Source organism: Rouxiella sp. T17, from assembly GCF_036663475.1.
Classification (GTDB): Bacteria; Pseudomonadota; Gammaproteobacteria; order Enterobacterales; family Enterobacteriaceae; genus Rouxiella.
On record NZ_JAWUEA010000041.1, the window covers coordinates 164974 to 189172 of the forward strand.

22 protein-coding genes and 1 tRNA gene are annotated in these 24199 nt (G+C 51.7%); 9 read left to right on the forward strand and 14 right to left on the reverse strand.

Annotation, left to right across the window (positions count from 1 at the left end):
* Window positions 1–22: 22 nt before the first annotated feature.
* The 6 genes from SC206_RS20045 to SC206_RS20070 all read left to right on the forward strand — a co-directional run bounded on the left by SC206_RS20045 (window position 23) and on the right by SC206_RS20070 (window position 6467).
* Window positions 23–1567, forward strand: coding sequence for a glutathione ABC transporter substrate-binding protein (locus SC206_RS20045; RefSeq protein ID WP_332740112.1), 1545 nt, complete (start codon window positions 23–25; stop codon window positions 1565–1567).
* 117 nt (window positions 1568–1684) lie between these two features.
* Entirely contained in the window at window positions 1685–2605 is a 921-nt protein-coding gene (locus tag SC206_RS20050; RefSeq protein ID WP_332740114.1) for an ABC transporter permease, read from the forward strand.
* A gap of 8 nt (window positions 2606–2613) precedes the next feature.
* The gene (locus tag SC206_RS20055) at window positions 2614–3528 is read left to right on the forward strand and encodes an ABC transporter permease subunit (RefSeq protein WP_332740116.1); all 915 of its coding nucleotides are present in this window, start codon (window positions 2614–2616) and stop codon (window positions 3526–3528) included.
* Window positions 3529–3531: 3 nt separating this feature from the next.
* The gene (locus tag SC206_RS20060; protein WP_332740118.1) at window positions 3532–4614 is read left to right on the forward strand and encodes a DmpA family aminopeptidase; all 1083 of its coding nucleotides are present in this window, start codon (window positions 3532–3534) and stop codon (window positions 4612–4614) included.
* Complete coding sequence (locus tag SC206_RS20065; protein WP_332740120.1) at window positions 4611–5432, forward strand: M55 family metallopeptidase; 822 nt, start codon at window positions 4611–4613, stop codon at window positions 5430–5432. The genes SC206_RS20060 and SC206_RS20065 overlap by 4 nt, the downstream gene beginning before the upstream one ends.
* Window positions 5433–5582: 150 nt before the next feature.
* Window positions 5583–6467: a LysR family transcriptional regulator gene (locus tag SC206_RS20070; protein WP_332740122.1), complete on the forward strand. Its 885-nt coding sequence runs from the start codon at window positions 5583–5585 to the stop codon at window positions 6465–6467.
* A gap of 45 nt (window positions 6468–6512) precedes the next feature.
* Here SC206_RS20070 and SC206_RS20075 read toward each other — a convergent pair whose 3' ends face one another.
* From SC206_RS20075 to SC206_RS20085, 3 genes are read right to left on the reverse strand one after another with little or no spacing between them, the layout of a single operon-like run.
* On the reverse strand, window positions 6513–7736 hold the full coding sequence (locus tag SC206_RS20075) for a thiolase family protein (RefSeq protein WP_332740124.1): 1224 nt from the start codon (window positions 7734–7736) through the stop codon (window positions 6513–6515).
* On the reverse strand, window positions 7723–9255 hold the full coding sequence (locus SC206_RS20080; RefSeq protein ID WP_332740126.1) for a class I adenylate-forming enzyme family protein: 1533 nt from the start codon (window positions 9253–9255) through the stop codon (window positions 7723–7725). The genes SC206_RS20075 and SC206_RS20080 overlap by 14 nt, the downstream gene beginning before the upstream one ends.
* A 3-nt stretch (window positions 9256–9258) precedes the next feature.
* The gene (locus SC206_RS20085; protein ID WP_332740352.1) at window positions 9259–9729 is read right to left on the reverse strand and encodes an acyl-CoA thioesterase; all 471 of its coding nucleotides are present in this window, start codon (window positions 9727–9729) and stop codon (window positions 9259–9261) included.
* Between the two features lie 44 nt (window positions 9730–9773).
* Here SC206_RS20085 and SC206_RS20090 point away from each other — a divergent pair, with 44 nt between their 5' ends.
* The gene (locus SC206_RS20090; protein ID WP_332740128.1) at window positions 9774–10763 is read left to right on the forward strand and encodes a zinc-dependent alcohol dehydrogenase family protein; all 990 of its coding nucleotides are present in this window, start codon (window positions 9774–9776) and stop codon (window positions 10761–10763) included.
* Between the two features lie 124 nt (window positions 10764–10887).
* On the opposite strand, the gene SC206_RS20095 is transcribed toward SC206_RS20090, so the two are convergent.
* The 5 genes from SC206_RS20095 to SC206_RS20115 are packed head-to-tail and all read right to left on the reverse strand — an operon-like array spanning window position 10888 to window position 14222.
* Entirely contained in the window at window positions 10888–11439 is a 552-nt protein-coding gene (locus SC206_RS20095; RefSeq protein WP_332740130.1) for a biotin transporter BioY, read from the reverse strand.
* Entirely contained in the window at window positions 11429–12082 is a 654-nt protein-coding gene (locus SC206_RS20100) for an energy-coupling factor transporter transmembrane component T family protein (protein ID WP_332740132.1), read from the reverse strand. The genes SC206_RS20095 and SC206_RS20100 overlap by 11 nt, the downstream gene beginning before the upstream one ends.
* Window positions 12079–12753 (reverse strand): energy-coupling factor ABC transporter ATP-binding protein, encoded by a 675-nt coding sequence (locus SC206_RS20105; protein ID WP_332740134.1) that lies wholly within the window; start codon window positions 12751–12753, stop codon window positions 12079–12081. The genes SC206_RS20100 and SC206_RS20105 overlap by 4 nt, the downstream gene beginning before the upstream one ends.
* Window positions 12754–12794: 41 nt before the next feature.
* A complete protein-coding gene (locus tag SC206_RS20110) occupies window positions 12795–13514 on the reverse strand; it encodes a biotin--[acetyl-CoA-carboxylase] ligase (protein ID WP_332740136.1) in 720 nt (239 codons plus the stop codon).
* Window positions 13515–14222, reverse strand: coding sequence for an SDR family NAD(P)-dependent oxidoreductase (locus SC206_RS20115; RefSeq protein WP_332740138.1), 708 nt, complete (start codon window positions 14220–14222; stop codon window positions 13515–13517).
* 984 nt (window positions 14223–15206) lie between these two features.
* Here SC206_RS20115 and SC206_RS20120 point away from each other — a divergent pair.
* Window positions 15207–15890, forward strand: coding sequence for a hypothetical protein (locus SC206_RS20120; RefSeq protein ID WP_332740140.1), 684 nt, complete (start codon window positions 15207–15209; stop codon window positions 15888–15890).
* A 193-nt stretch (window positions 15891–16083) separates the two neighbouring features.
* Here the strand turns inward: SC206_RS20120 and SC206_RS20125 are convergent.
* Together SC206_RS20125 and mtfA are read right to left on the reverse strand one after the other, a co-directional pair.
* A tRNA-Asn gene (locus SC206_RS20125) sits at window positions 16084–16159 on the reverse strand.
* Window positions 16160–16303: 144 nt separating this feature from the next.
* Window positions 16304–17080, reverse strand: a complete 777-nt coding sequence (mtfA, locus tag SC206_RS20130; RefSeq protein WP_332740142.1) for a DgsA anti-repressor MtfA — start codon at window positions 17078–17080, stop codon at window positions 16304–16306.
* A gap of 383 nt (window positions 17081–17463) precedes the next feature.
* On the opposite strand from mtfA, the gene SC206_RS20135 reads away from it, so the two are divergent.
* Window positions 17464–18477 (forward strand): alpha/beta fold hydrolase, encoded by a 1014-nt coding sequence (locus SC206_RS20135; RefSeq protein WP_332740144.1) that lies wholly within the window; start codon window positions 17464–17466, stop codon window positions 18475–18477.
* 179 nt (window positions 18478–18656) lie between these two features.
* Here SC206_RS20135 and SC206_RS20140 read toward each other — a convergent pair whose 3' ends face one another.
* The 4 genes from SC206_RS20140 to SC206_RS20155 all read right to left on the reverse strand — a co-directional run bounded on the left by SC206_RS20140 (window position 18657) and on the right by SC206_RS20155 (window position 24198).
* Window positions 18657–19163, reverse strand: a complete 507-nt coding sequence (locus SC206_RS20140) for a phenolic acid decarboxylase (RefSeq protein WP_332740146.1) — start codon at window positions 19161–19163, stop codon at window positions 18657–18659.
* A gap of 143 nt (window positions 19164–19306) precedes the next feature.
* Entirely contained in the window at window positions 19307–20953 is a 1647-nt protein-coding gene (locus SC206_RS20145; RefSeq protein WP_332740148.1) for a phosphoethanolamine transferase, read from the reverse strand.
* Window positions 20954–21177: 224 nt separating this feature from the next.
* On the reverse strand, window positions 21178–21843 hold the full coding sequence (locus tag SC206_RS20150) for a DUF3313 domain-containing protein (protein WP_332740150.1): 666 nt from the start codon (window positions 21841–21843) through the stop codon (window positions 21178–21180).
* 69 nt (window positions 21844–21912) lie between these two features.
* A complete protein-coding gene (locus tag SC206_RS20155) occupies window positions 21913–24198 on the reverse strand; it encodes an Orn/Lys/Arg decarboxylase N-terminal domain-containing protein (RefSeq protein WP_332740152.1) in 2286 nt (761 codons plus the stop codon).
* Between the last annotated feature and the right edge of the window lies 1 nt (window position 24199).

The window sequence follows — 24199 nt, forward strand, 5'->3', positions numbered from 1 at the left end:
GGGACACTCACAGGAGAAGTACATGCATTCGATGTTAAATCGCAAGACATTACTGGCCGCCAGCTTGACGCTGTGCTTTGCCACCTCGGCCTTCGCCAAGGACCTCAGCATTTCGATGTATGCCGACGTCACCGGCTTTGACCCGCACGATACCACCGACACCCTGAGCTATTCAGTGCAAACCGGTATCTTCCAGCGGTTGTTCGAATTCGATAACAAAATGAAAGTGATCCCCGTGCTGGCGACCGATTACACCAGCAACGACACCGCCACCGAATTCACCATTAATCTGCGTCAGGGCGTGACCTTCCAGGACGGCACGCCGTTCAACGCCGACGCAGTGAAAATCAACCTCGAGCGTTTGGCTAATCCCGAGAATCACCTCAAGCGCAACGGCTTGTTCAGCATGATCAAATCCGTTGAAGTGACGTCGCCAACGCAGGTAAAAATCACGCTGAATAAACCGTTCGGCGCGATGATCAACACGCTGGCGCACCCGTCCGCCGTGATGCACAGCCCGGCTTCGTTGAAGGCTTATCCGAAAGAAGCGGACCTGAGCGTGCATCCGGTCGGCACCGGTCCATTTAAATTTGTTGAATGGCAGCAGGGCAAAGACGTCAAGCTGGTGAAATATGACAATTACTGGCAGAAAGGCTGGCCGAAGGTCGACTCCATTACTTTCTACCCAACGCCTGAAGACTCCACGCAGGTCGCCAAGCTGAAATCTGGCGCGGTGCAGGCGGTTTATCCGTTGCCTTCCGACCTCGTCGATACCGTTAAGAGCGATCCGAAACTGGATATTCAGCGCGATCCCGGCATCTACCTTTATTACATCGCTTTCAATACTCAGATGAAAGAGTTTAAAGATGTGCGCGTGCGTCAGGCGATTAACTATGCCATCGACCGCAATATCTGGCTGAAAGTCGGCTTTGCCGGTCTGGGTGAAGCCTCAACCTCGCCACTGCCGAAAAACGTGCAGTTTTATCAGAAACAAACCACGCCGGATTACAGCTACAACATTGCCAAAGCCAAAGAGCTGCTGAAAGAAGCGGGCTATCCGAACGGCTTTGACGTGGAAATGTGGAGCTCAAATAAAACCGACCGCATTCGTACCGGACAGTTTCTCAAGCAGCAGTTGAGCCTGATTGGCGTGCGCGTCAAGCAGATGCCGATGGATGCGGGCAGCATCAACCAGCGTTTATGGAGCACGCCGAATCCGGCCGATGCCAAAGTGCAGATGTATTACGGCGCGTGGTCAACCTCTACCGGCGATGCCGACTGGGCGTTGCGTCCGCTGTTTGCCACCGAATCCTTTATTCCGAAAGGTTACAACGTCTCTTATTACAGCAACAAAGCGGTGGATGCTGATATCACCGCCGCGCTGCAAACCGCCGACATGGGCAAGCGTAAAGCGGCCTACGACGACGCGCAAAAACTGCTGTGGGCCGATTCGCCAGTGGCTTTCCTGGGTTCACCGGACAATCTGGTTGGTAAAACCAAAGATCTCTCCGGCGTGTTTATGCTGGCCGACGGCACGCTGCTGTTTAATCAGGCGCAGTTTAAATAGTGGGATGTAGTCGTTTGATTTACTAGGTGATTTGTCTCTACACGGCGGGCAGCCTCGTTTGCCCGCCGTCATGCAGTCTGTGGTTAAGCAATTTTTGTCATCGGGGAATAGGATTTTATGCTGACATATTTTTTCCGCCGGATACTGGAAATGATCCCGGTTCTGCTGGTGGTGTCATTACTGATATTTGGTTTTATCAAGCTGCTGCCGGGTGACCCTGCACGTATTTATGCCGGTCAGGATGCGTCTCTCGAGCAGGTAGAGTCAGCGCGGCAACTGCTTGGTTTAAACGATCCTCTCCCGGCGCAGTATTGGCATTGGATTACGGGCGTTTTCAAAGGCGATTTGGGCACCACCTATCGCACGCGCCAGCCGGTTTTAAGCGTCATTGAAGCCGGTTTTATGCCGACCCTCTATTTGGCCATGGCCGGATTTGCCTGGTCGGTGGTATTGGGGCTGGTAATTGGCGTCTGGTCGGCACTTAAAAGAGGGAAATGGCAGGATTGGACGCTGATGAGCTTCGCCATCGGGGGGATTTCGATGCCGCCTTTCTGGCTGGGTTTGCTGCTGATTCAGTTTGTTGCCATGCCGTTTGGCATCTTTTCAGTCAGCGGATTTAACCAGCCGAGCGACATTATTTTGCCCGCGATTACGCTGGGATCTTCCGTTGCGGCGGTGATGGCGCGCTTCACTCGTTCGGCATTTCTCGACGTCGCACAGGAAGATTACGTGCGTACCGCCAATGCAAAAGGGCTGCGCGCGCGGCTGGTGACCTGGAAACACATCATGCGCAACGCGCTGATCCCGGTCATTACCATGCTTGGTCTACAGTTTGGTTTTCTGCTTGGAGGCTCGATTATTGTCGAAGCCGTGTTCAGCTGGCCGGGTCTGGGCTGGTTGCTTATTCAGTCGATTCAAACTCAGGATCAGCCCGTCATTCAGGCGCTGGTGATGCTGTTTGTTTTCGAATTTATCCTCATCAATACGCTGGTTGACCTGCTGTATGCAGTGGTGAATCCGGCGATTCGACTGAATTAGGAGCGACTATGGTTCAGCCTGCAAATACTTTGCCTCAATTGGATCCCGCCGAGGTGGCGAGCAGCGAGACGGATGAGATTCGTTCGCCGTGGCGCGACTTTTTCCAGTCATTTATTCGCCATCCCATGGCGGTAATCTCGTCGATATTTATTTTACTTTTAGTGCTGGTGGCGGTGTTGGCGCCGTGGATTGCGCCCTACGATCCGCAAATTCCCGACTGGATGGCGCTGGGAGCCGGCCCGTCTGCCGCGCACTGGTTCGGCACCGACGACTTGGGCCGCGATGTATTAAGTCGCATCATTTTTGGCGCACGAATTTCGCTCTATGTCGGGCTAGTGTCGGTAACGCTCGGCATGATATTAGGCGTGTTTTTAGGCCTGCTGGCCGGTTATTACGGCAAATGGCTGGATATGCTGATCATGCGCGGTTCCGACGTGCTGTTTGCATTTCCGGGCGTGATGCTGGCGATCGCGGTAGTCGCGATTCTCGGCCCCGGTTTGAATAACGTAATTATCGCGGTGGCGGTGTTTAGCGTGCCGGTGTTTGCCCGTATCGTCCGCGCCTCAACGCTCTCTATCAAGCAAAGCGCCTATGTCGAAGCCGTGCGCTGTGTCGGCGCGCCAGACCGCGTAGTGTTATTGCGCCATATTTTGCCGGGCACGCTGTCGAACGTTATCGTTTATTTCACCATGCGTATCGGCACCAGTATTTTAACCGCCGCCAGCCTGAGCTTTATCGGCCTCGGACCCGAACCCGACGTGCCGGAGTGGGGCAATATTCTGGCGATGAGCCGCAATATGATGATGGCCGGAAAATGGAACGTCAGCGTCTTCCCGGGGCTGGCTATCTTCCTGACCGTGCTGGCATTTAATCTACTAGGCGATGCTCTCAGATACACGCTAGATCCCAAGTTGAAGAAATGATCGATGAATAATTTCACTACACAGGGCGTGCGCGCCCTGATGCAACGTTGGCAAGAGCGCCGCGAGATTTTCACCCCGCGTTTTGCGACGGGCGCGACCAATAGCCTCAGCGACGTGGCGGGTGTAACCGTCGGGCACAGCACGCTAAATGAGGGTGAGATTCAAACCGGTGTCACAGCAATCGTGCCGCCGGGCGGCAATCTTTATACCCATCCGCTGCCCTGTGGCGCGGCTATCCTTAACGGTTTTGCCAAGCCGATTGGGCTGGTGCAGGTGATGGAGTTGGGCGAGCTGCAAACCCCGATTCTGCTGAGCAATACTTTCGCCGTCGGCACCTTGTTTAATGCCATGGTGCGACAAAGTTGCGCCGATTTTCCGCAAATTGGCCGAGGCAGCGCGACGGTCAATCCGCTGGTGATGGAGTGTAACGACGCGTTTCTCAACGATATTCAGGCGATGGCGATAACCGAACAGCACGTTCGAGAAGCGCTTGATTCTACGGCGGAAAATTTCAGTCGAGGCAGCGTCGGTGCAGGGCGCGGCATGAGCTGTTTTGGCTTGAAAGGCGGCATTGGCACGGCTTCACGGCGTGACGAAAAGCGTGATATCACCCTCGGCGTGTTAGTGCTGGCAAACTTTGGCGTGCTGGCCGAGCTTACGCTGGACGGGGTACGCATCGGTAATGAAATCGAAAATCTGCTCCCTGAACTGGCGCCGCAGGTCGATGCGGGTTCAATCATTATTATCATGGCCTGCGATCGCTATCTCGATAGCCGCCAGCTGACCCGCATTGCGCGTCGCGCGGGTGCCGGATTAGGCCGACTCGGCAGCTATTGGGGGCACGGATCGGGTGATATTGCGGTGGCTTTCTCTACCCAACGTGAAGGCCAGCTGTTGCCGGACGACGAACTCGAATCACTGCTCGCCATGGCCGCCGACGCTACCGAACACGCCGTGCTTGATGCCATGCTGGCCGCCGAAACGGTCGCCGGCTTTCAGCAACATCATCGGCTTGGGCTTTCCGGCGTGCTGGATGCGCTTGCTGCGCGCCACCATTCCGCTCATTCTCTCAGAGACTCGTTATGAAAATTTTTATCTCCGCCGACATTGAAGGCATCGCGGGCGTCATGCGCCCCGAACAGTGCAGCCCGGGCAACGCCGAATATGAAAGCGCGCGAGGACTCATGGAGCAGGAAGTGAATGCCGCCATCGCGGGCGCGTTTGACGGCGGGGCGAGTGACGTTGTCGTCGCCGACAGTCACGCAATGATGAAAAACCTGCGCGCCGCCAACATCGATCCGCGTGCGCGGTTAATGCAGGGCAAACCGCGGGCTTTATCCATGCTTGAAGGCCTGCAACATCAGCAGTACGACGGCATGCTGTTTGTCGGTTTTCACGCCGCCGCCGGTGAAATGGGCGTATTGGCGCACACTATTAACGGCAGCGCTTTTTACCGGATGAAAATCAATGGCAGCGTGATGGCCGAAACCGATCTTTATGCGGCGTTAGGGGCCGAACTTAACGTGCCGCTGTGGCTGGTCACGGGCGACGACTGCCTCGAAAAATGGGTCAATCATCGGTTTCCCGAGGTCGAATATGTGTGTGTGAAACGCGCCATTTCGGCCCATGCCGCCGAGTCGATCAGCCCGCAGGCCGCACAGGAATTATTGCGCGAGCGTGTGGCGAAAGTCGTGCAGGCCGCGCCAAAAAGCATCGAAAAACGTCTGGGATGCCCTTACAAACTGGAGTTGATGGTGCTGCGCCCTGTGCTTGCCGATCTCTTTTGCATGGTGCCCGGCGTAACGCGCATTGACGCTGTCACCGTCGGCTATTCCAGTCCGAAAATGGCCGCCATCATCAGCCTGCTCGGCGCATTCTCCTATTTGGCGTCTACCCAAAAGTAATGCGTTCATTTTTATTCATAGTGCTCATGATTTTCTCCTCGAGAAAGTGGTCATTGTAGGCGTTCTAAACTTCCAAATTTCAACAATTCAATAACAGGTCTGATAGATTAACCGCGTTATATAATTTAAATGTTCATGGAGTCAGGCAGCATGCGTTTGCGTCATATAGAGGTGTTTCAGGCGGTGTTGCAGGCGGGGAGCGTGAGCGGTGCAGCGCGTCTGTTGAATGTTTCACAGCCGAACGTCAGCCGCGTGTTGAACCATGCCGAGCAGCAGCTGGGTTTTACCCTCTTCGATCGCACCCCGCAGGGATTGATTATTACTCCCGAAGGGCGCCGTTTGATGCCTGAAGTCGAGGCGCTATTTAGCCATATTCAGGCGATCGGTTTTCTGGCCGAGCAGCTGCGGCAGGGCGAAGGGCAGCACGTGAGAATTGGTTCCGCGCACGCGCTGGGGCATAGCGTGATGGCGCCCGTGCTGGTTGATTTTCATCGAAAAACGCCCGCGGGCACCGTTGAACTGGTGACCGGACATTTTAATACCCTGAGCCAAGATTTATTGCAGTACAAAATGGATTTTGCGCTGGCTTTTGGTGAGCAGGTTTCTGCCGAGCTGGTGTCTGAAACGCTGTTTGCTGGCAACATGGTCGCGCTGTTGCCGCTGGATGCGCCGATTGAAGGCGCGGTGTCGCTGCAATGGCTAAGCGAAAATAATCTGCTGATGCTGCAACAGCAAGACCCGCTCGGACAGGTGCTAAATCGCGTGTTACGTGAGCAAGGGCTAACGCCGCGCGCCTCGCTGCACATCAAAACTTATTCTGTGATCGCCGATATGGTGCTCGCAGGCGGCGGGGTCGGCGTGGTCGATACCTTCACCGCGCAGCGATATCTTAACCAGTTAAAAATTCTACCCGTGGTTGAAGCGCTGCCGTTTGAGGTGATATTGCTAAGCCGCCGTGACCAACCCCAATCACAGGTCGCGCTGGGGTTGCAGCAGCTGATCCGCCACAAACTGTGGGAACTTGGCGAAGGCTGATTTTCGCGCCAAGTTGGGGCATTAATTTCAGTCTTGTTTAGGTGATTATAACGCAGCCGTTTTAAACAGCGCTGTCAGACCTAATCCGCCCGCAATCCCAAGCATCGCCATGGCAAATTGCGGGTCAGCACTGTTTTGTTCAGCGGTTTTTTGCCTGATCATTTGGCTAAACAGGCGAGTCACCATCACGCCGCCTGACGCGCCATACGGATGTCCGAGTGCAATCGCGCCGCCCTGTAAATTGATGCGTTGTTCATCAATCCCCAGTTGGTCGATAGAGCCCAGCACCTGCGCCGCAAACGCCTCGTTAAATTCGATGAGGCTCACATCATTCATCGTCAAGGCAGGCTGACGCGCCAGCAGTTTTTGAGTCGACGGCACCGGACCTAACCCAAGATAGTTGGGATCAACACCCGCGCTACAGGCATCGACAAACGCCAATCCGCGCGTAAATCCTAATTCGCGGGCCTTTTTACGACTCAACACCAGCAACAGCGAAGCGCCGTCGTTGACCGGACAGCAGTTTCCGGCCGTGACGCTGCCCGATTCCGAAAACACCGGAGACAGTTTTTCCAGACCGGCGAGTGAAATTGTGGGACGTGTGCACTCGTCGCGGTCAATCGCTTGGCCTTCGACGTCGACCGGCACGATTTCTTCGGCAAACAGGCCGTTTTCTCTTGCCGCCAACGCGCGCTGGTGGCTGCGCAGGGCAAAATTATCCTGCCTTTCACGGCTGATGGCACATTTTTGCGCCACGTTTTCGGCGGCAATCCCCATATCAGGGTCACCGATTTCGTCGGGAGAAAACCGCGCACGGGCGTAAAATTTCGGCATCTGTTTGATACTCTGCGGTTTTTCGACCCGCCACGGCGCGGTGCTGACGCTCTCTACACCACCCGCCAAATAACAGTCACCGGCACCGGCCTGAATTAAACGACAGGCGTGGATCACCGCCTCAAGCCCCGAGCCGCATTGGCGATCGAGAGTGACGGCGGGCACGGATTCGGGCAAACCGGCGTGCAACGCGGCCAGGCGTGCAATATTGCCGCCGCCGCCCGTGGCGTTGCCCAAGATAACTTCGTCGATGTGTGCCGGTGTCAGCGAGCTGCTTTGCAGAATTTTAGCAAACAGCGGGGCAAGCAGCGTTTCCATACTTTGCGTGGCAAACATGCCATAGGCCTTGCCAATCGCGGTGCGATAAGCCTCGACAATAATGGGCTGCTGGTCATCGGCAGGCTGATAGTTGAGCAAAATATCATTCGATTTCATGATTGATTAACCTTTGCTTGAGCACGGGACGTTTTATTTTGCCACTCGGCGTTAACGGCCAATCCTGCACCTGATAAAATTGGGCCGGAATTTTATATTTCGCCAATTTCTCAAGGCATAGGGCAGGCAGCTGCTGAATATCCAGCGTGGTGCTTTCGATAAAGGCAATCAGCTTTTTACCTCGATAATCATCATCGACGGCAAATACTACAGCTTCGATAATACCGGGCAGCGATTTAATGGCTGATTCAACTTCAGACGGATAAATATTATTACCGCCGCTGATAATCATGTCGCCGCTGCGGCCAATGACGACTAAACGGCCTAAAGGGTCGATATAACCCATATCGCGTACCGTCGAGCCTAATTCGTCTTGGCTAAAGGCCTTGCCATCGTCGCCCCACAAATAGCCCGAACAGGCCTGCTCGCTGTGCAGATAAATAATGCCGGGAGAACCGTCGGGTAAAAGGTTGCCGTCTTCATCACGTATTGACCAGCTGACTTCGGGAAAGGGCAGGCCGACGGTGGTTAATTGCGACTCGACGTTTTGCGGATTGCTAAGATTTTGTCGATCGAAAGTCGAGACGGCAATAAAGCCAAGTTCCGACGCCCCGTAATATTCCTGAATACCCGCTTGCGGGAAAATAGCGCGCGCCTGACGATAATGGTTTAACTCAAGTTTGGCACCCGCCGAAAGTAGATGCGTTACACTATTCATTGCGTTTGTCGTGGTGGCGGCGGTTAACTTAGCGAAGGCGCTTAGCATGGTTGGCACCAGCACTACACGCTGAATTTTATGCTGGTTGAGCAGCTCGAGCGCGCGCGTCGCGTCCCATTGATGCAGGCAATAAAAGGTCGTGCCGGCATCCAGCGCCTCATTGAGACAGTAGAGGCCAATGCCGTGAAAAAGCGGCCCCGGAAAGAGCGTTGAGTCTATCGCGTCGAGGTCGAAAATTTTCCGGCCGTTTCTAAAACTGACGCGCCAGGAGTGACGCGAGCGGCTGAAAGCCTTGGGCGTACTGGTGGTTCCTGAGGTAAAGTTAATCAGAAACGGCGTTGACGCATCGACGTTTTTAACAAACGCCTGTTGAGTCTCAAGCTTAACGTCGTCGGCTGTTAGCGAAATATCATCGACAATTAGGGGCGGAATGCCTAATTTTTCAGCTAGCGCGATAAGCGATGACTGTGAGCGTTTTACCAGCAGCACGGCAGGCGCTAAACGACCTAAAACATCGAGCAAATGAGCTTGCGGAAGGTTAGGGTCAATAACCGCGCAGGTCAGCGTATTGGCCGTCGCGGCAAGCCACGCGGGGGAAAATTGCAGGTCATTGCCTAGCGCAACGGCAATCACAGTCTGGCCTGATGAATGAGTACGCCGCAAAAAATCTATCAGGGTCTGATATATCGACAGGGCGCGCTGCCAAAGCTGTTGCCAGCTAAGCGTTTGCCCTTCGATACTAATCGCCGTTTTTACACCCTGCGTTTCGGCATGGTTTTTTACTTTATCGTGAACCGGCATTAACTATTTCGCCTCGATAAAGGCAAATTTAGCCGTGAGCAGTTCTCGCGTCTCTTGTGGAATAGGGCGAGGCTTATTATCGTCAATGTTGACGCAGACCCAAACCAATTTACCTTCGGCACAAAATAACGGTTTGTCGTTAATTCCAGATTCACTCTTTAATTCTGATTGTTTATCTATTTCCAGCCGAATGGTAAACGTTAAACTGCTATTTCCGAGCTTTTCGATAAACACGTGGGGAATTACCACATCGTCAACCGTGAGAGGGTGCAGGAATATTGCCTCGCATTTTTTGACATGATAGGATACGCCCGAGGTTGCCGGTCGGAAATAGCCTATCATCTCATTGGCGCGTAATTGATTTACGACGGCATCTTCAAAATAATCCAGATATACCGAATTATGCACGTGACCATTGAGATCAATATCTCGCATTGACACTCGAAACGCGTCGATCCCATGATGATTATTCATCAAAACACATACCCCTTAGCGGTTTTCTCTGAAGAAAATGTTACATGAAAGATAAAGCGCTCACCAGAGCAATAGTCAGAGAGTTCGGCGCCATCAAAGAGGTGGTGCAGCTCGAACAGTTGCCGCTGCCAGAGCTTGCCGCCGGTGACGCTCGGGTAAAAATGGTTTATGCCACGATTAATCCGTCCGACATTATTACCATTTCCGGTGCCTATCGCTCGCGTATTTCGGTGCCTTTTGTGCCCGGATTTGAAGGGGTTGGCGTGATTGAACAAGCTCCCGACGGCGCGAATTTGCCCGTGGGTCAGCGCGTTTTGCCTATCGGCAGCATGGGAAACTGGCAGACGTTTAAAGACACTAAACCTGAGTGGTGCTTTACGCTGCCCGATTTTGTCAGCGATCGGCAGGCGGTGAACAGCTACGTTAACCCGATGACCGCGCTACTAATGTTAAGCGAAGCGCTGGACTCTACACCGGGGCAACGTATTCTGATTAACGCGGCCAACTCGGCTATCGGCAAGATGCTGATTCGTATAGCGAATACGTTGGGATTCACCCCAATCGCCGTGGTGCGCAAGGCCGAAAATCTCGAGCTGTTTAGTGATTATCAAGTTGAAAGCGTGCTGAACTCCAGCGACGCGCACTATCCGCAGGCGTTGGAACGTTTGAAGCGCAGCGGCGGCGTCGACGCGATTTTCGACTGCATCGGCGGTGAGGAATCGCTGATTTATGGCGACCTTTTAGTGCCAAACGGACAGTTTATTCACTACGGATTACTCTCTGGAAAGCCCGTGCCGCCTCTGTTTTGGCGTTCGCGCCCTGACATTCGTTTCATGAATTTCCATTTGCGCCAGTGGATCCACAGTCAGGAAAAGCCGGTAGTGCAGAAGAAAATCGATGAAGTCATGGCGTTAATTCGTGATGGCATTGTGCACACCGATATTGCGACGGCGTTCCGACTGGAAAATATTGCCGACGCGATTGATGCGGCGCTTTCAGGTGAACTGAAAGGCAAAGTGTTGATTGAAATGTAGCGGTCGAAACGCTGTAGCAATATAGCGTGTGAACGATAAAAAAAGCGGCGAAGAATATCTTGCCGCTTTTTTATTATCTTATCCGTGCGTTATTAATATGATCCAAATAAATTATTTTAGAACATTAATGCTTGCGAATTTCGAGCGTTGGATAAGCTTTACGAACGGGCCTGACAATTAATACTGTCAGGATCACTTTAATAATGTCGCCCGGAATAAAGCCCATTGCGCCAATTGCCGCCTGACTCAGGCTTATCTTGGCAAACGCGGCAATCCACGGAATACCGGAAGAGTAAATGATAACGATGCCGCCCAGCGTAATAAATAGCGCCTCTTTCACCACGGAAAGTGAACGGATATTTTTCTGGTAAAGATAACCAATCACCAGAGCTGCGATAGGCCAAGCCAAAATAAAGCCGCCGCTTGGCCCCATAAATATGCCTAAGCCGCCGCGTCCGCCAGCTAATAGCGGCAAACCGACCATCACTAATACGTCAAACAGCACCATCGCCAGCGCGCCACGTTTAGCTCCGGCAATCGCACCCGCCAACATTGGCCCCATCGATTGTGCAGTGATTGGCACGGCAATAATCGGTAAGGTAAAAGCTGGAAACAGCCCCATGGCGGCGGTGATAGCGGCAAATAAGGCAATATAAACAATATCTTTAGTCGACATCTGACATCTCATTTTTAGCGGATTTTTTACGGCGATAAGGCGATTGCGGGTCATAGGCACGCGCTTCAAGCGCGGCGGCAATGCTATCGGCCATTTTTAGCGTCCGTACAATAACCGGAATGGCGACCGCAATCACACTGTTATTTAAGCCCCGCGCCTTTTGCGCTTCGCGAACTTCTTGGGTGATCGCAGCAAGCACAGGAATAAAGCGCAGCGCCAGAGAGAGCGCCAGACTTATTTTGGCCGGATTAATACCGAGGTAATATAACCAGGTCAGCCTTCTTTCAAGCGCGTCAATCATATCTGAGCTTCGCGTGGTGAGCGTTATCAACGACGCCACCAGCATTAAGGCACATAAGCGCAGCACGACCAGTAATCCAGATTGCCATCCCACCATCAGCCACTGCACGGCAAATAACAGAACCAGAATGATAAATATAGGCTTGAGCTGCGCCAGCATCACTTTAAAGGAAATACGGGCGAGCGGATAAAGCACCACCACTACGGCTAAGGTTATGGCGGCAAAAATAGTATTCGGATAGACAAACAGCAGCGTGCCGAGTACGGCCATTATTACCAGCTTGAGTCCCGGGGGCGTTTTATGAATAAATGAGTGGCCCGGAATATATTCGCTCAGGGTCATGACATCATCCGTATATAAGCCGGAAGCGCCACGGATGGCACATCATCAATAGCGATTTTGCCCTGATCGAACACCAATACGCGTTCAAAATCGTGCAGGAATTCGAGGTCGTGAGATATCACAATCGTCTTTTGTTCCATCTCGTCGATGGCCTGCGCGATACGTTTTTTATTGCGTAAATCAAGCAGCGTGGTCGGCTCGTCAAAAACAATATAATCAGGCTGCATCACTAACACGCCCGAAATCGCCATCAGCTGTTTTTGTCCGCCGCTCAACAAATGCGAAGGGTGCTCTCTAAAAGATTCCATGTCATAACGCGCTAAGGTGGCGTCGATTCGTTCGCGAATCACCTCTTTTGGCAGCCGCAGGTTTTTCATGCCGAAAGCCAAATCTTCTTCCACAATCGGAAAGACGATTTGGTTATCGGGATTCTGAAACACGAAGCCGACTTTTCGCCGTACCGCTTTGCCATTATCTCGCGTGTTAAGGCCATCAACGATGACCTCGCCGCTGTCGGGGATCAGTAACCCATTGAGCAGGCGTGCAAAAGTACTTTTTCCGCAGCCGTTACTGCCTACAACACCGATGCGTTTCTCGTTGAGTTGCAGGCTTATATCTTTAAGAACCTGTCGCTCGCCAAAGGCATGCGAGACGTTTTTTAATTCCAACATTTACTCATTCTCATTAATTACATGCCAAACGGAAAGGCCGCTCAAAGCGTGCGAATAATATCGATATCGCCCGCGTTATAGCGCGTCACTTTGCCATTCTGGTCGGCGAGGCAAAGATGCCCCTCTGGCGTCACGGCCTTGCAAATACCCGTCGCCCACTGTTGGCGGTCGCGGTCGAGTGAAATTCGCAGCGGCTCGCCACGGCCAAACAGATGCTGATTATAACTGTCGCAAAGCGGCAAGAAACCGGCTTCTAACCAATGGTGCAGATAGCGACTCCAGCATTCCGTAATGGCTTGTGCCAAGGCTTCGAGCGAAATATCAACCTCATGGGCCAGCGAAAACGTTTCGTAGGGCACGTTTTCTGGACGGCTGACCAGATTAACACCAATGCCGATATAAAGAACTTTTCCGACCAGCTCGATAAGCGTTCCAGAAACTTTGTGACCATTAATCAGCAGGTCGTTGGGCCATTTAATTTTGGCGGTAGCGCGAGTTGCCAATAACGGCTGGATAACATCGTGCAGCGCGAGGCCGGTCATTAACGCGAGGGTAGGCAAATCGGGACGAGAGAGCGGGGCGGTAATGGCAAACGTCAGCGCCAAATTCCCCGTTGGCGTTTGCCAAACCCTATCGAATCGGCCGCGCCCGGCAGTTTGCCTTTCGGCCACCACGGCAAAACCCGGGGCTTTTCCGCCATCGACTAAACGTTTTGCTTCGCTATTGGTACTGTCGACTTCTTTGTAGAAACTGATTTCCATTTATTTTCTTACTCGTCCAATAGTGAGCTGTTCAACCATTGCTGCGGGTGATAATGAGGTGATGAATTCTATTGCGCGACATATATCTTCGGTAGCGATCATCTCGTGAGGAGCCAAGCCTGAGCCTTGGGCCATGTCGGTATCGACAACGTCGGGGCAGAGCACGGTGACGCGAATATTTTGCTTCGCCAGTTCGCGGCTTAACGACAGGCTGTAACCCACCAGCGCATGTTTGCTGGCAGCATATCCCGCAATGCCGCCAAACGGCTGTAAACCACTCACGGAGGAGAGGTTAAAAATACGGCCCGGCGCCGCGCGAGAAAGGGCCGGAATGCACAGTTGGCAAAGATGATGGATAGCCGTGACGTTGGTATCGAGCATGGCGGAAAAATCACTCAGCGTGGCGCGGCTGGAGCCAGGGCGAAAGATGCCGGCGGCGTTGACCAGCACGTCAAGCTGCGGGAGTGTGGCAAGTAGTGCGCTGACTTCGCTTTCAACCGCTTGCGCGTCGCAGAGGTCCACGGCGAGGGTTCTTACCTGCTGGTTATGCTTAACTATCAATGAATTAGCTAAGTCGTCCAGTTTGGTGGCGTCGCGCCCCAACAGGATTAAATCATAACCTTTTTGCGCAAAATGCTGCGCGAGCTGGCGGCCAATACCGCCGGTAGCGCCTGTAATCAGGGCGACAAAGTTGGTCAAAATAGGCATTTTGGGGATTTTTTGGAAAAATCGGGAAAATGATTTTAACAGAGATCGGGTTTTTAATTTCAAATGGTTTTTTTTAAGGTCTAGGTCAAGGTCTAGTTCAACTGCATGCGCTTCGCTTACTGCGCTTGTTGAGGCTTAACAGAGCCTTGGCGGTTTTTTAAATTCAACTGCATGCGCTTCGCTTACTGCGCGGCGGCGCAGACCGCCCAAAGAGGCGCAGTCGCTCGCCCCTTTGGAATCCCAAGCTTTTTTCCACAGCTGCAACTTGAGGACTAAAAAGGGAGATCGTTTCAGCCACATTGGTGAGTGGCGTTGGTCGCGCGGCTTCGCCATTCCTTCATTACGGATTTGAGCCAAACACGTCTCAAATCACTCCACTCAGCGCCGCCCTGATACCGCCAATCACAGCCTCAAAAGAAAAACGGATACTTTTAGGCGGTCAAAGGCCGATTACTCAAACAATAAATTCTAGGTTGAAGGATCGGCCTTTGACCGCAGCAAAGTATCCGCCCTTGCTTTAAATGCTGTAATTGGCGGTATCAGGGTGGCGCGGCGCGGAGTGAAGAAGACGTTTTTGGCTTCTGAGGGAAGTGACGGGAGCGCGAAGCGCCGCGACCTACGCCACGCGCTGTGGTCACTGGAAAGATCTACGGATTTAGTCCTCATGTTGCACCTATGGAAAAAAAGCGCGGGATTCTCAAGGGTGTTCGCTTAGGAACATCCTTGAGGCGGTCTGCGCCGCCGCGCAGTAAGCGAAGCGCATGCAGTTGAATTTAAAACCGCCCAGGCTCGGTTAAGCCTCAACAAGCGCATGCAGTTGAAGTTGAACTTGAAGTTGAACTTGAAGTTGAACTTGAAGCTGAACTTGAACTTGAAGTTAAAGTTAAAATTGAACTTAAAAATTTGCCTTTAGATTTGAAATCTAAAACCATCTCTGTTATTGATAATGCCAATTATTATCATTTAAAAAAACATACAAGGTTTATGATGAACCTAATCTCCCCTGCGCTTGGCGCCCTAAAAAGTGAGGCCGAAACCCTCGCTCCCCTAATTATGCTGCAAATCCTGCATCGGCTTGAAATCCCTCAGCAGGAAGTCTGGCAAATCGATCACGTCATGCAAACTCTGCGCATCGACAGGCGTTTTGCGCCGCTAATCGCCCGTTGGCACCACATCCTTCACGAAGAGGGACTGTTGGAACTCAATGACGACGACTGGCTGCTCAGCGACTGCGCCCCCAATGAAATGCAGCTCGAACAGCGGATTGATGACGGCAGACACCGTTTTCATCACTTTCTCAACGGCGGATTGGTGGGAGAAGCCTGTGTGGGAGAAGTGTTTGCCGACGGATTGTGGGTCACCAGCGAGGTTGTTAGCCAGGTGATTCAGATGCCGCAACAGGCGGAAACGCTGATTTTCTCAAGACTTACGCCAGCAAGTACATTATTGATTTTTGAGGCTGAACCCGAGCAGAATTTAACGTGGCTCACGGCGACCTGCCTGTTACAGCATGCCGTGAGTGAAGATCATGCAGACACGCCGAATTTGTCGTGGCAGACCCGTTTGCAGCAGGTTGGTTTAGAGATAGTTGAGGGCGGGGCGCAGAAGATGTCGTTAGAGCCGAGTAAAGAACCGCGGATTTACCTCGCTCGTCGACGAGCAATCTAACGTAGTTTGCTGCCAGTCTTGTGCTAAGCCAGTCTTTGGGCTGAACAAGAGCGCGGACAGGTGCAGGATAAAAGCCACAGATTTTTAGGAAGCTAGGTTTAAACGTTGGCAGGTTAAAACTTGAAAGACTGAAAGACTGAAATCTAGAAAACAAAAAGCCCGCGTCAGTTTCCTGATGCGGGCTTCTCTAATTTGGCTCCCCTGACTGGACTTGAACCAGTGACATACGGATTAACAGTCCGCCGTTCTACCGACTGAACTACAGAGGAATTGTCTGAACGGGGCGCATAATATCCAGAGGGGGCGGAGGTGTCAACGCTAAATTACGCACCAGCGTCTGACTGCTCGGTAACTGAACAAAAACGTTGAATTCTGACGTTTTTTAGCCAAAGTTTGCCCGTAAAAGCAAAATATTAACACGCCGGATGTTCACCCCGATGATGGCGCAATAAGGGGTCCTGACGATAAAAGCGGCTGAAATGTCCGTAAACTAAGGGGAAACGTTCCGACAAAAGCTCGGGCGCAGAGAAAAAGTATTCAGAAAGCACGGCGAAACACTCTGCCGGATCGGTGGCGGCATAGGCGTCCATGCTGGCGGCTTCTTCGCCGACCATGTCGATTTCATCTTGCAGATTGTCCATCGCGGCGTGCAAATCATGCTCCCACGCGGCCACTTCGCGCAACGGGATCGGCGGAATTCCGGTGGCTTCGCCGCCATTGCGCACATCTAGCTTGTGCGCAGCTTCATGAATAATCAGATTAAAACCGGAATTATCGAAAGAGTCCTGCACGTCGAGCCAGTTAAGGACGATCGGTCCCTGATCCCAGCTTTGCCCGGACTGCACCTGCGAGCCGGAATGCACCAGACCGTTATCGTCCTGCCACGGCGTATCGACAATAAAAGGCGTCGGATAAAGCAGGATTTCATGGAAACCGTCGAGCCAGTCAACGCCAAGCTCCATCACTGGCAGGGCAAAAATCAGCGCAATCCGCGCCTGCATGGTTTCATCGAGTTCAAGACCTTGAAGCAGCTGTAGGCGTTTGGCCTGCAAAAGTTGTCCGGCGACGTGAATTAAACGCTGCTGTTCGTGATCGTTAAGATTGGAAAAAAGCGGGACGGCCAGCGCCTGTTGCCAGACTGCGCTTTTATCGAAAATAAGTTGGTTGCTTTTCCACGGCCACTTGATCATCTTTTTGCTCGCAAGGTGAGAACATTCATGAAGTTATGAAATTCAGTCGCCTAAAATTCCGAGGTAGGGTATCAGTCTCAAAAGCTTTTGCTACAGATGTTGCCCCCATATCAAACGTAGCTCACGTTAATCTTTTATTCCTGACCTTAGGCAACAGCGTTGCTAAAAAATCTGACGCACTATGCGCCATGACTGCTTCAAGAATATACAAATTGTCACCGTTTTTGATACACAGGATTGAGCAAAGCTTTTACTATGCTTTTTTGCCATGGGCTTAATGCCATAAAGAGCTTTTTTGCCATAAATAGATGCTTTTAGCCGTTGTTAACTTTTCAAGACGTTAGTAACAGCCAGAAAGTCGGCGATTTTTTCGGGGATTATCGATGCGCTTTACAATTAAACAATGGTTTACCTCTTCCGCTTTGGCATTAATGCTAACGTCTGGTGCGGCGATGGCTGCCGATGCGCCTTCTTATGGTCCTCAGCTGCAAGGCTTTGATTATCCTTATCCGCTTCAGCATTTTGCCTTTAATTCTCAGGGCGTGGCGATGCAAATGGGTTACATCGACGTGCAACCACAGGGCAAAAAGAATAGCCAAACCGTGGTGCTGATGCACGGCAAAAACTTCTGCGCCGCGACGTGGGGCGACACCATAAAAGGGCTGTTGGGGCAGGGTTATCGCGTTGTTGCGCCGGATCAGATTGGCTTCTGTACTTCTACAAAACCTGAGCATTATCAATACACTTTCCAGCAGTTAGCCAGCAACACCAACGATTTACTTAAAAATCTTAAAATTGATAAGGCCGTTATTGTAGGGCACTCGACCGGCGGCATGCTGGCGACGCGTTACGCGCTGATGTATCCGCAGCAAGTGTCGAAACTGGTATTGGTTAACCCGATCGGGCTGGAAGACTGGAAGGCCAAAGGCGCGCCGTATCGTACCGTCGACCAATGGTATGACCGCGAGCTTAAACTTTCTGCCAAAAGCATTCACGATTACGAATTAAAAACCTATTACGTCGGGAAATGGAAACCGGAATACGATCGTTGGGTTGATATGCTGGCTGGATTAAACAACGGGCCGGGGCACAAGCTGGTGGCGTGGAACTCGGCGCTGATTTACGACATGATCTTCACTCAGCCGGTGTTTTACGAGTTGAAAGACCTGCGCGTGCCGACCACGCTGATGATTGGCACCTCTGATACTACGGCCATCGGCAGTGATATTGCGCCGCCTGCGGTCAAGGCGAAATTGGGGCATTACAATGTGTTGGGCAAACAGGCGGCGAAGCTTATTCCACACGCTAAGCTGATTGAATTCAAAGGGTTGGGCCATGCGCCACAGATGGAAGAGCCGGAGAAATTCAACCAGGCGCTGTTTAAAACCTTACGCTAAGGTCTGTAAATCTAAGGTCTATAAATCTATGGTTTATAAATATTAGGTCTATAAATGATGTTTAAAACCCCGCCGGTTGATTGCGGCGGGGCAAAATGGTTTTCATATGAAAACCCTGATAAACGAAACAAAAATCTTCTTTCAATGCGTTGGCGCGCAATACGTTAGCGCAAAAGACGTTAGCGTAAATTGTAGGGGAAATTACTCGGTAATTCGCTGGCGGCGCAGTTAATCACTTCTTCATTGTCTGCACCACAATCGCGAACAAAGGTAATGGTCGCGAACTCGTCAATCACTTCGGTAGGATAGGCCGGACCTGCATCGCGGTAGGCTTCCATCTGTGGAATGTGCTCGTTTTGGAAACAGACGGTTCTTTCTGGATGATTAATCACCCAACGCGGGAAGAAAATAGTGCCGTGGAAGACTTTATCGGCCAAATTGACAATCAGGCTGACGTCGGTGCCGGTGGGTTCGGTCCACGAAATTTTGTAGACCTCTTTCGCGACCCGCACAATATAGGCGTGCTGGCCTTTAACCCAGCGATTGCCAACGATGCCGCTATGAATGCGGTAATCGAGCGTGCTGGCATTTTTTACATAAATCTCGTAATTCCAGCCATTATCGTAGGTGTAAACCACGTGTTTACCCACAAAACCGCTTAAATCTTCTTTATCAAAGCTGCTCATAGACTCTCCTTTTGTCCTGAAATCCCGGATGTATTCAAAAATGTCGCGAATTTAAAAGTAGGACATTGAAGGGCAATGTGATGAGGTTATAGTGCGGAGAATCAGGGGCTTAAGTAACAATTTATGTCGAAAGCCCCGTCTGGTCAACTCGCTTTTCTGCAACTTTTAAAGATATCGAGCGTGGGGTCAATGGCCGAGGTTTTCACATCCATGGCATCCAGCACGGTGTGAAAAAGGTTGTCTTGTGAATAGTCATTTTTCGCAGCGGCGGCCTGCAAACAGCTGACGGAAATACCCTGCGCAGCAGCGTATTGCGGTGAAAGCCAGAACATCATCGGCACGTGAGTTTGCTGCGGAGGGGCGACGCGGTAAGGCGTGCCGTGCAAATAGAGCCCATCTTCGCCGAGCGATTCTCCGTGATCCGAGAGATAAATCATCACCACGTTATATTTATCTTCATACTGTTTCGCCTTGTCGACCACCTGACTCAGCACGTAATCGGTATAGCGCACGGTATTGTCATAGGTATTGACCAGCTGTTGATGGCTGCAATTTTCGATATCACTCCGTTCGCAGTCGGGTTTAAAGAAACGGAAACTTTCTGGATAACGACGATAATAGGCCGGCCCGTGACTGCCTATCAAATGAAACGCCAGCAGTTTGTTCTTGCCATCGTCGACTAACTTATCGTCGATATTTTGCAGCAGCGCCTCGTCATAGCAGGTGTCGCCATCGCAAAACTTGCCGTCTTTCTTGGCGCTAATCGTGACATTAGGCACGCGATCGCACACGCCTTTGCAGCCTTCGTCATTGTCTTTCCAATAAACCGATACGCCAGCGCGCTGTAATATATCGAGGAAGCTGTCGCTGCGGTGAGCACGTTCGTTATTAAAATCGACCCGTTTCATGTCCGAGAACATGCAGGGCACGGACACTGCCGTCGCCGTGCCGCACGAGGTCATATGATTAAAGAACACCATGCCCGGAATTTGCTGGGTAAAGCTGTTGGTCGGTTGTTCATAGCCATTAAACGATTGATTCTGAGCACGGCCCGTTTCGCCAATAACCAGCATCATTAACGTCGGTTTTTGGCCCGCTGCCGCGACTAATTTTGCATCGGTACCCACCTTTTCATAGGCCAAAGGCTTGGTGAAATAGGTGTGATTCAGAAACTGGAAACTGCTGTAAAGATAGTTGGTCGGCAAGATCTCGAGATTTAGCGTGCGATTATTACGGCCTACCGAGGCGTAATCCTTGTAATAAAGCGCGGCGACACCGCCAATCAGCGCGAGAGAAAGTATCATCGACAACAGCCGAACCCCCAGGCGTTTCATCGCCGAATGGTGATAAACCACCCGAATTTTCAAGAGCAGCAGCGCGGGTAAAAGACCGGTTATGACACACCACAGAATGACGGAAGCGTTTAAATAAGAGGACGCTTCGCTTTCCTGCGTTTCCGCAATGTTCTGAATCATTCCGCGATCGAAAATCACATGAAAGACCAATTGCGCGTAAGCGGCAATACAGCTCACCAGCAGTAAGATAAAGAACAGCGGTTTGAAAACCGGCTTGAAGGTAAAAGGCGTAAAAACAAAATTCAGCGCAGCGAAAAGCACCAGGGGAATAGAGAGCGCAAAGCCGATTTTAAACGCCGACAGGGCGTGCAGAATCTGATAAAAATGCAGCAAAATCGGCAGGTTAACCACGAAGGTGAAATAGAGACTCAACATTAAAGTGAGTTTGAAATAGCTTACATTGGGCAGGCTGAGTTTTTGAACAAGGGTACGCAAGGCAGGCTCCAGGATCCGGCGGGCAATAGGCCCAAACAACGCGGCCGCGCGCGTTGGCGTGCAGACGAATGCCGCTATCCTGAAGTCTGAAGATTAAAATAAGCTTAAGCCGCCGAAAACCTTTCAATAACAATCTTTAATAACACTCTTCAACAACAACAAGGACCATCCTGTGAGGGAATGGCCCTTGTTAACTGGCTGCATGACTTTATGTTTACGGCATGTTATTGCCGAGGGAAGCTCGCGACATCTTTGACCATGTCATCAATCGCGCCTTTTACATCCGCCGTGGTGATTGGCGCGCTGCTGTTGGCCACTCTTTTACCGGCGCCTTTTCTGACGACTTTAATCACTGGTTTGTTAGTCGCAACATCGATCACTTCTATTTCAAGGTACAGCACGGCGTTTTGGCTACGCTGTCCGGTTGCGGCCATCGCGCCGGCAATAACGGCGGTGACAGGAAGTACTTCATAAAATTGCATATCTTTATTGGCTGCGCTCACGGCGGTGATGGCCGTTTTGACCATTAATCCGTCGCGCTGTGGCTGGTTAGCTAAGCTCATCCGCTGACTTAATGCGGCCTTGAGGCGTTGCTCGGTATAAAGTCTGATTTGCTCAAGCGTGGCAGCACTTACGCGGCTGTCGGGCGTGGCGCGCGGATAGAAAACCACGGGCGCAAGATAGATGTTTTTGTAGCGGCTCTCATGAAAATCGGGCGAAATCCAGCGTAACGTCTGGCCGCCACTTGCCGTTTGCACCGACTGAAGATCGTTGTAGCCGTTTAAAAAACCGGAATACTGACTTTTGTCGGCGACTTTCGACGCGCAGGCAGTCAAAACGCCTACCAATAACACGACACTTAACTTTGAAAACGCATTGCGAGCACCCATGATATTGTTTCCTTAAGGTTATATTTATAATGATTACTCAATCAGTTAACCGTCCTATAAGGCACGCCGTTATTTCAACACCAGCAGGTGATACGCGCCGCCTTCATTTTCGATTCCGTGCGTATCGTGGGTAAAGCCGGGGAACGCGCTATCGAATTTTTCCAGCGCTTTGAGATAAGCCAAAAGTGGGCCATCGGCTTCACCAGTATTTTCGCCGGGCATTAATAAAGGAATGCCGGGCGGATAAGGGACGATACCGGTGGCGACGATGCGTCCGGCGGCTTCTGCCAACGGGATCCGTTCAACCTCGTTTCTCACCAACTTTTCGTACGCTTCAACCGGACTAAAAATGGCCTCGGGCAACATGCCAAACGCCTTGGCCATGATTGATGTCGTTTTATTAATTTTCATCGCATCGAAGATCTGTTCGGTCAGGTCTTTAAGACCCAAATCACCATAGCGCTGCGCGTTGGCCGCCACTAAATCGGGCAGGCACATTTCCAGCTCCAGATTGGCATCGAAATCGCGTTTGAAATCCAGCAATGCGTTGACCAGCGTGCCCCATTTTCCTTTGGTAATACCGATCGAAAACAGGAACAAAATCGTAAAATCGGTGGTTTTCTCTACCACAATGCCCTGCCTCCCGAGATAGGCGCTCAAGACGCAGGCTGGAATGCCGAACTCCAGCAGCTCGCCATCTTCGCCCATGCCCGGGGTTAAGACGGAAACTTTTATCGGATCAAGCATGCAGTAATCGTCTTCAATAGCACCAAAACCGTGCCAAACGGCATCGGGACGCAGCACCCAACAGGCAGGATCCGTTTTAAGTGTGAGCGGGTTAACGTCGTGGAAAGGGATATTGTGCTGATTAATATGAATAACAGGTGGCTGCCAGCAGGAAAAGAACCAGTCCCCTTTGGCTGACATATCGCTGTGCATCCGCGATATTACCTGACGGAAAGAGACGGCTTCTTCAATGGATTCTGTCGTCAGAATCTCGCCGCTGGGCGACTCCATCATCGCCGAACTGACATCGCACGAGGCCATAATCGCGTAGTTGGGCGACGTTGAGGCGTGCATCATAAAGGATTCGTTAAAACGATCGTGCGGAATAGGGTTTCGTCCGTCGCGCACGTGAATCATTGAGGCTTGGGAAAGCGCAGCCAGCAGCTTGTGCGTCGACTGCGTCGCAAAAACGGTCGGGCCGGTCGGATCATGATCTTTTGGATTACCGTGCATGGCAAAGCGGTCACGATAAATTGGATTAAACCGCGCATAGCCGTACCAGGCTTCATCGAAATGTAATCGGTCGACACTTTGGCCCAGCAACTCTTCCACGCGGGTCACATTATAGGTCAGGCCATCATAGGTGGAGTTGGTGATAATGGCGTGAATTGGCGTCGCGTCGATGCCAGCTTTTACCAGTGGATTATTGGCGATGGCGGCTTTTATGCTCTCTGGGCGCAGTGTTTCAGGAAGAATAGGGCCAATAATGCCGAAACGGTTACGCGTTGGCACCAGATAAGTCGGGATAGCACCGGAAAGCGTCATGGCGTGTTCAGCCGACTTGTGGCAGTTACGGTCGCAAAGCGCAATCTGATTTCGGGTTACGCTCGCCATCAAGATGACGCGGTTTGACGTCGACGAACCGTTGGTCACGTAATAGGTGCGATGCGCGCCGAAAACCTTGGCGGCGTAGCGTTCTCCCTGTCCGATAGGCCCGCTGTGATCCAGTAATGAACCGAGTTCGCCCACGGAAATCGAGAGATCTGAACGGAAAAGATTTTCGCCAAAGAAGGCGTAAAACGCTCTGCCCGCCGTGCTTTTTAAGAAAGCGGTTCCACCCGCGTGCCCCGGCGTGTGCCATGAATATTCATAGGAACGCGCAAATTTTAGCAGCGCGCCCAGCATCGGCGGCAGTACGGCCTGACGATAACGCTCGATGGCGGCGAGAATTCGCCCGCTGATAAAACGGCTGGTATCTTCCGGTAACCAGATAAAATCATCGGCATTTTGCATAACAATCAATGGAATAGTCGAAGCCGTGGCGCGATCGCTGATAAGAAAAACAGGCAGGCGCGTATTACGTTTTCTTAAATCGGTGAGCAGTTTGATGCACTCTTCGTGTTCTTCGCTGCTGTCTAACTCCCAGCTCAATAATACGCACTGAATAGCCGGATCGGCATGCAGAATAGACGACGCATCGCCTAACGTTTCGGCGATGGTCACGGTAATAAGGCGAGCTTCGATATCATCAATAAGCTGGGTTAAGCCGCGTCCTAGCACCGTATGTTTATCCGGCGAACTGCTAATAAGTAGCGCCAGCATGCCGAGCGGTTGTCTTGTCGCCGTCATA

Coding starts and splice junctions, on each gene's coding strand:
- SC206_RS20045 (WP_332740112.1), top strand. CDS start 23: ATGCATTCGATGTTAAATCGCAAGACATTACTGGCCGCCAGCTTGACG.
- SC206_RS20150 (WP_332740150.1), bottom strand. CDS start 21,843: ATGGGTGCTCGCAATGCGTTTTCAAAGTTAAGTGTCGTGTTATTGGTA.
- SC206_RS20060 (WP_332740118.1), top strand. CDS start 3,532: ATGAATAATTTCACTACACAGGGCGTGCGCGCCCTGATGCAACGTTGG.
- SC206_RS20115 (WP_332740138.1), bottom strand. CDS start 14,222: ATGCCTATTTTGACCAACTTTGTCGCCCTGATTACAGGCGCTACCGGC.
- SC206_RS20075 (WP_332740124.1), bottom strand. CDS start 7,736: ATGAAATCGAATGATATTTTGCTCAACTATCAGCCTGCCGATGACCAG.
- SC206_RS20100 (WP_332740132.1), bottom strand. CDS start 12,082: ATGACCCTGAGCGAATATATTCCGGGCCACTCATTTATTCATAAAACG.
- SC206_RS20095 (WP_332740130.1), bottom strand. CDS start 11,439: ATGTCGACTAAAGATATTGTTTATATTGCCTTATTTGCCGCTATCACC.
- SC206_RS20070 (WP_332740122.1), top strand. CDS start 5,583: ATGCGTTTGCGTCATATAGAGGTGTTTCAGGCGGTGTTGCAGGCGGGG.
- SC206_RS20085 (WP_332740352.1), bottom strand. CDS start 9,729: ATGAATAATCATCATGGGATCGACGCGTTTCGAGTGTCAATGCGAGAT.
- SC206_RS20105 (WP_332740134.1), bottom strand. CDS start 12,753: ATGTTGGAATTAAAAAACGTCTCGCATGCCTTTGGCGAGCGACAGGTT.
- SC206_RS20135 (WP_332740144.1), top strand. CDS start 17,464: ATGCGCTTTACAATTAAACAATGGTTTACCTCTTCCGCTTTGGCATTA.
- SC206_RS20065 (WP_332740120.1), top strand. CDS start 4,611: ATGAAAATTTTTATCTCCGCCGACATTGAAGGCATCGCGGGCGTCATG.
- SC206_RS20155 (WP_332740152.1), bottom strand. CDS start 24,198: ATGACGGCGACAAGACAACCGCTCGGCATGCTGGCGCTACTTATTAGC.
- SC206_RS20050 (WP_332740114.1), top strand. CDS start 1,685: ATGCTGACATATTTTTTCCGCCGGATACTGGAAATGATCCCGGTTCTG.
- SC206_RS20090 (WP_332740128.1), top strand. CDS start 9,774: ATGAAAGATAAAGCGCTCACCAGAGCAATAGTCAGAGAGTTCGGCGCC.
- SC206_RS20110 (WP_332740136.1), bottom strand. CDS start 13,514: ATGGAAATCAGTTTCTACAAAGAAGTCGACAGTACCAATAGCGAAGCA.
- mtfA (WP_332740142.1), bottom strand. CDS start 17,080: ATGATCAAGTGGCCGTGGAAAAGCAACCAACTTATTTTCGATAAAAGC.
- SC206_RS20080 (WP_332740126.1), bottom strand. CDS start 9,255: ATGCCGGTTCACGATAAAGTAAAAAACCATGCCGAAACGCAGGGTGTA.
- SC206_RS20140 (WP_332740146.1), bottom strand. CDS start 19,163: ATGAGCAGCTTTGATAAAGAAGATTTAAGCGGTTTTGTGGGTAAACAC.
- SC206_RS20055 (WP_332740116.1), top strand. CDS start 2,614: ATGGTTCAGCCTGCAAATACTTTGCCTCAATTGGATCCCGCCGAGGTG.
- SC206_RS20120 (WP_332740140.1), top strand. CDS start 15,207: ATGATGAACCTAATCTCCCCTGCGCTTGGCGCCCTAAAAAGTGAGGCC.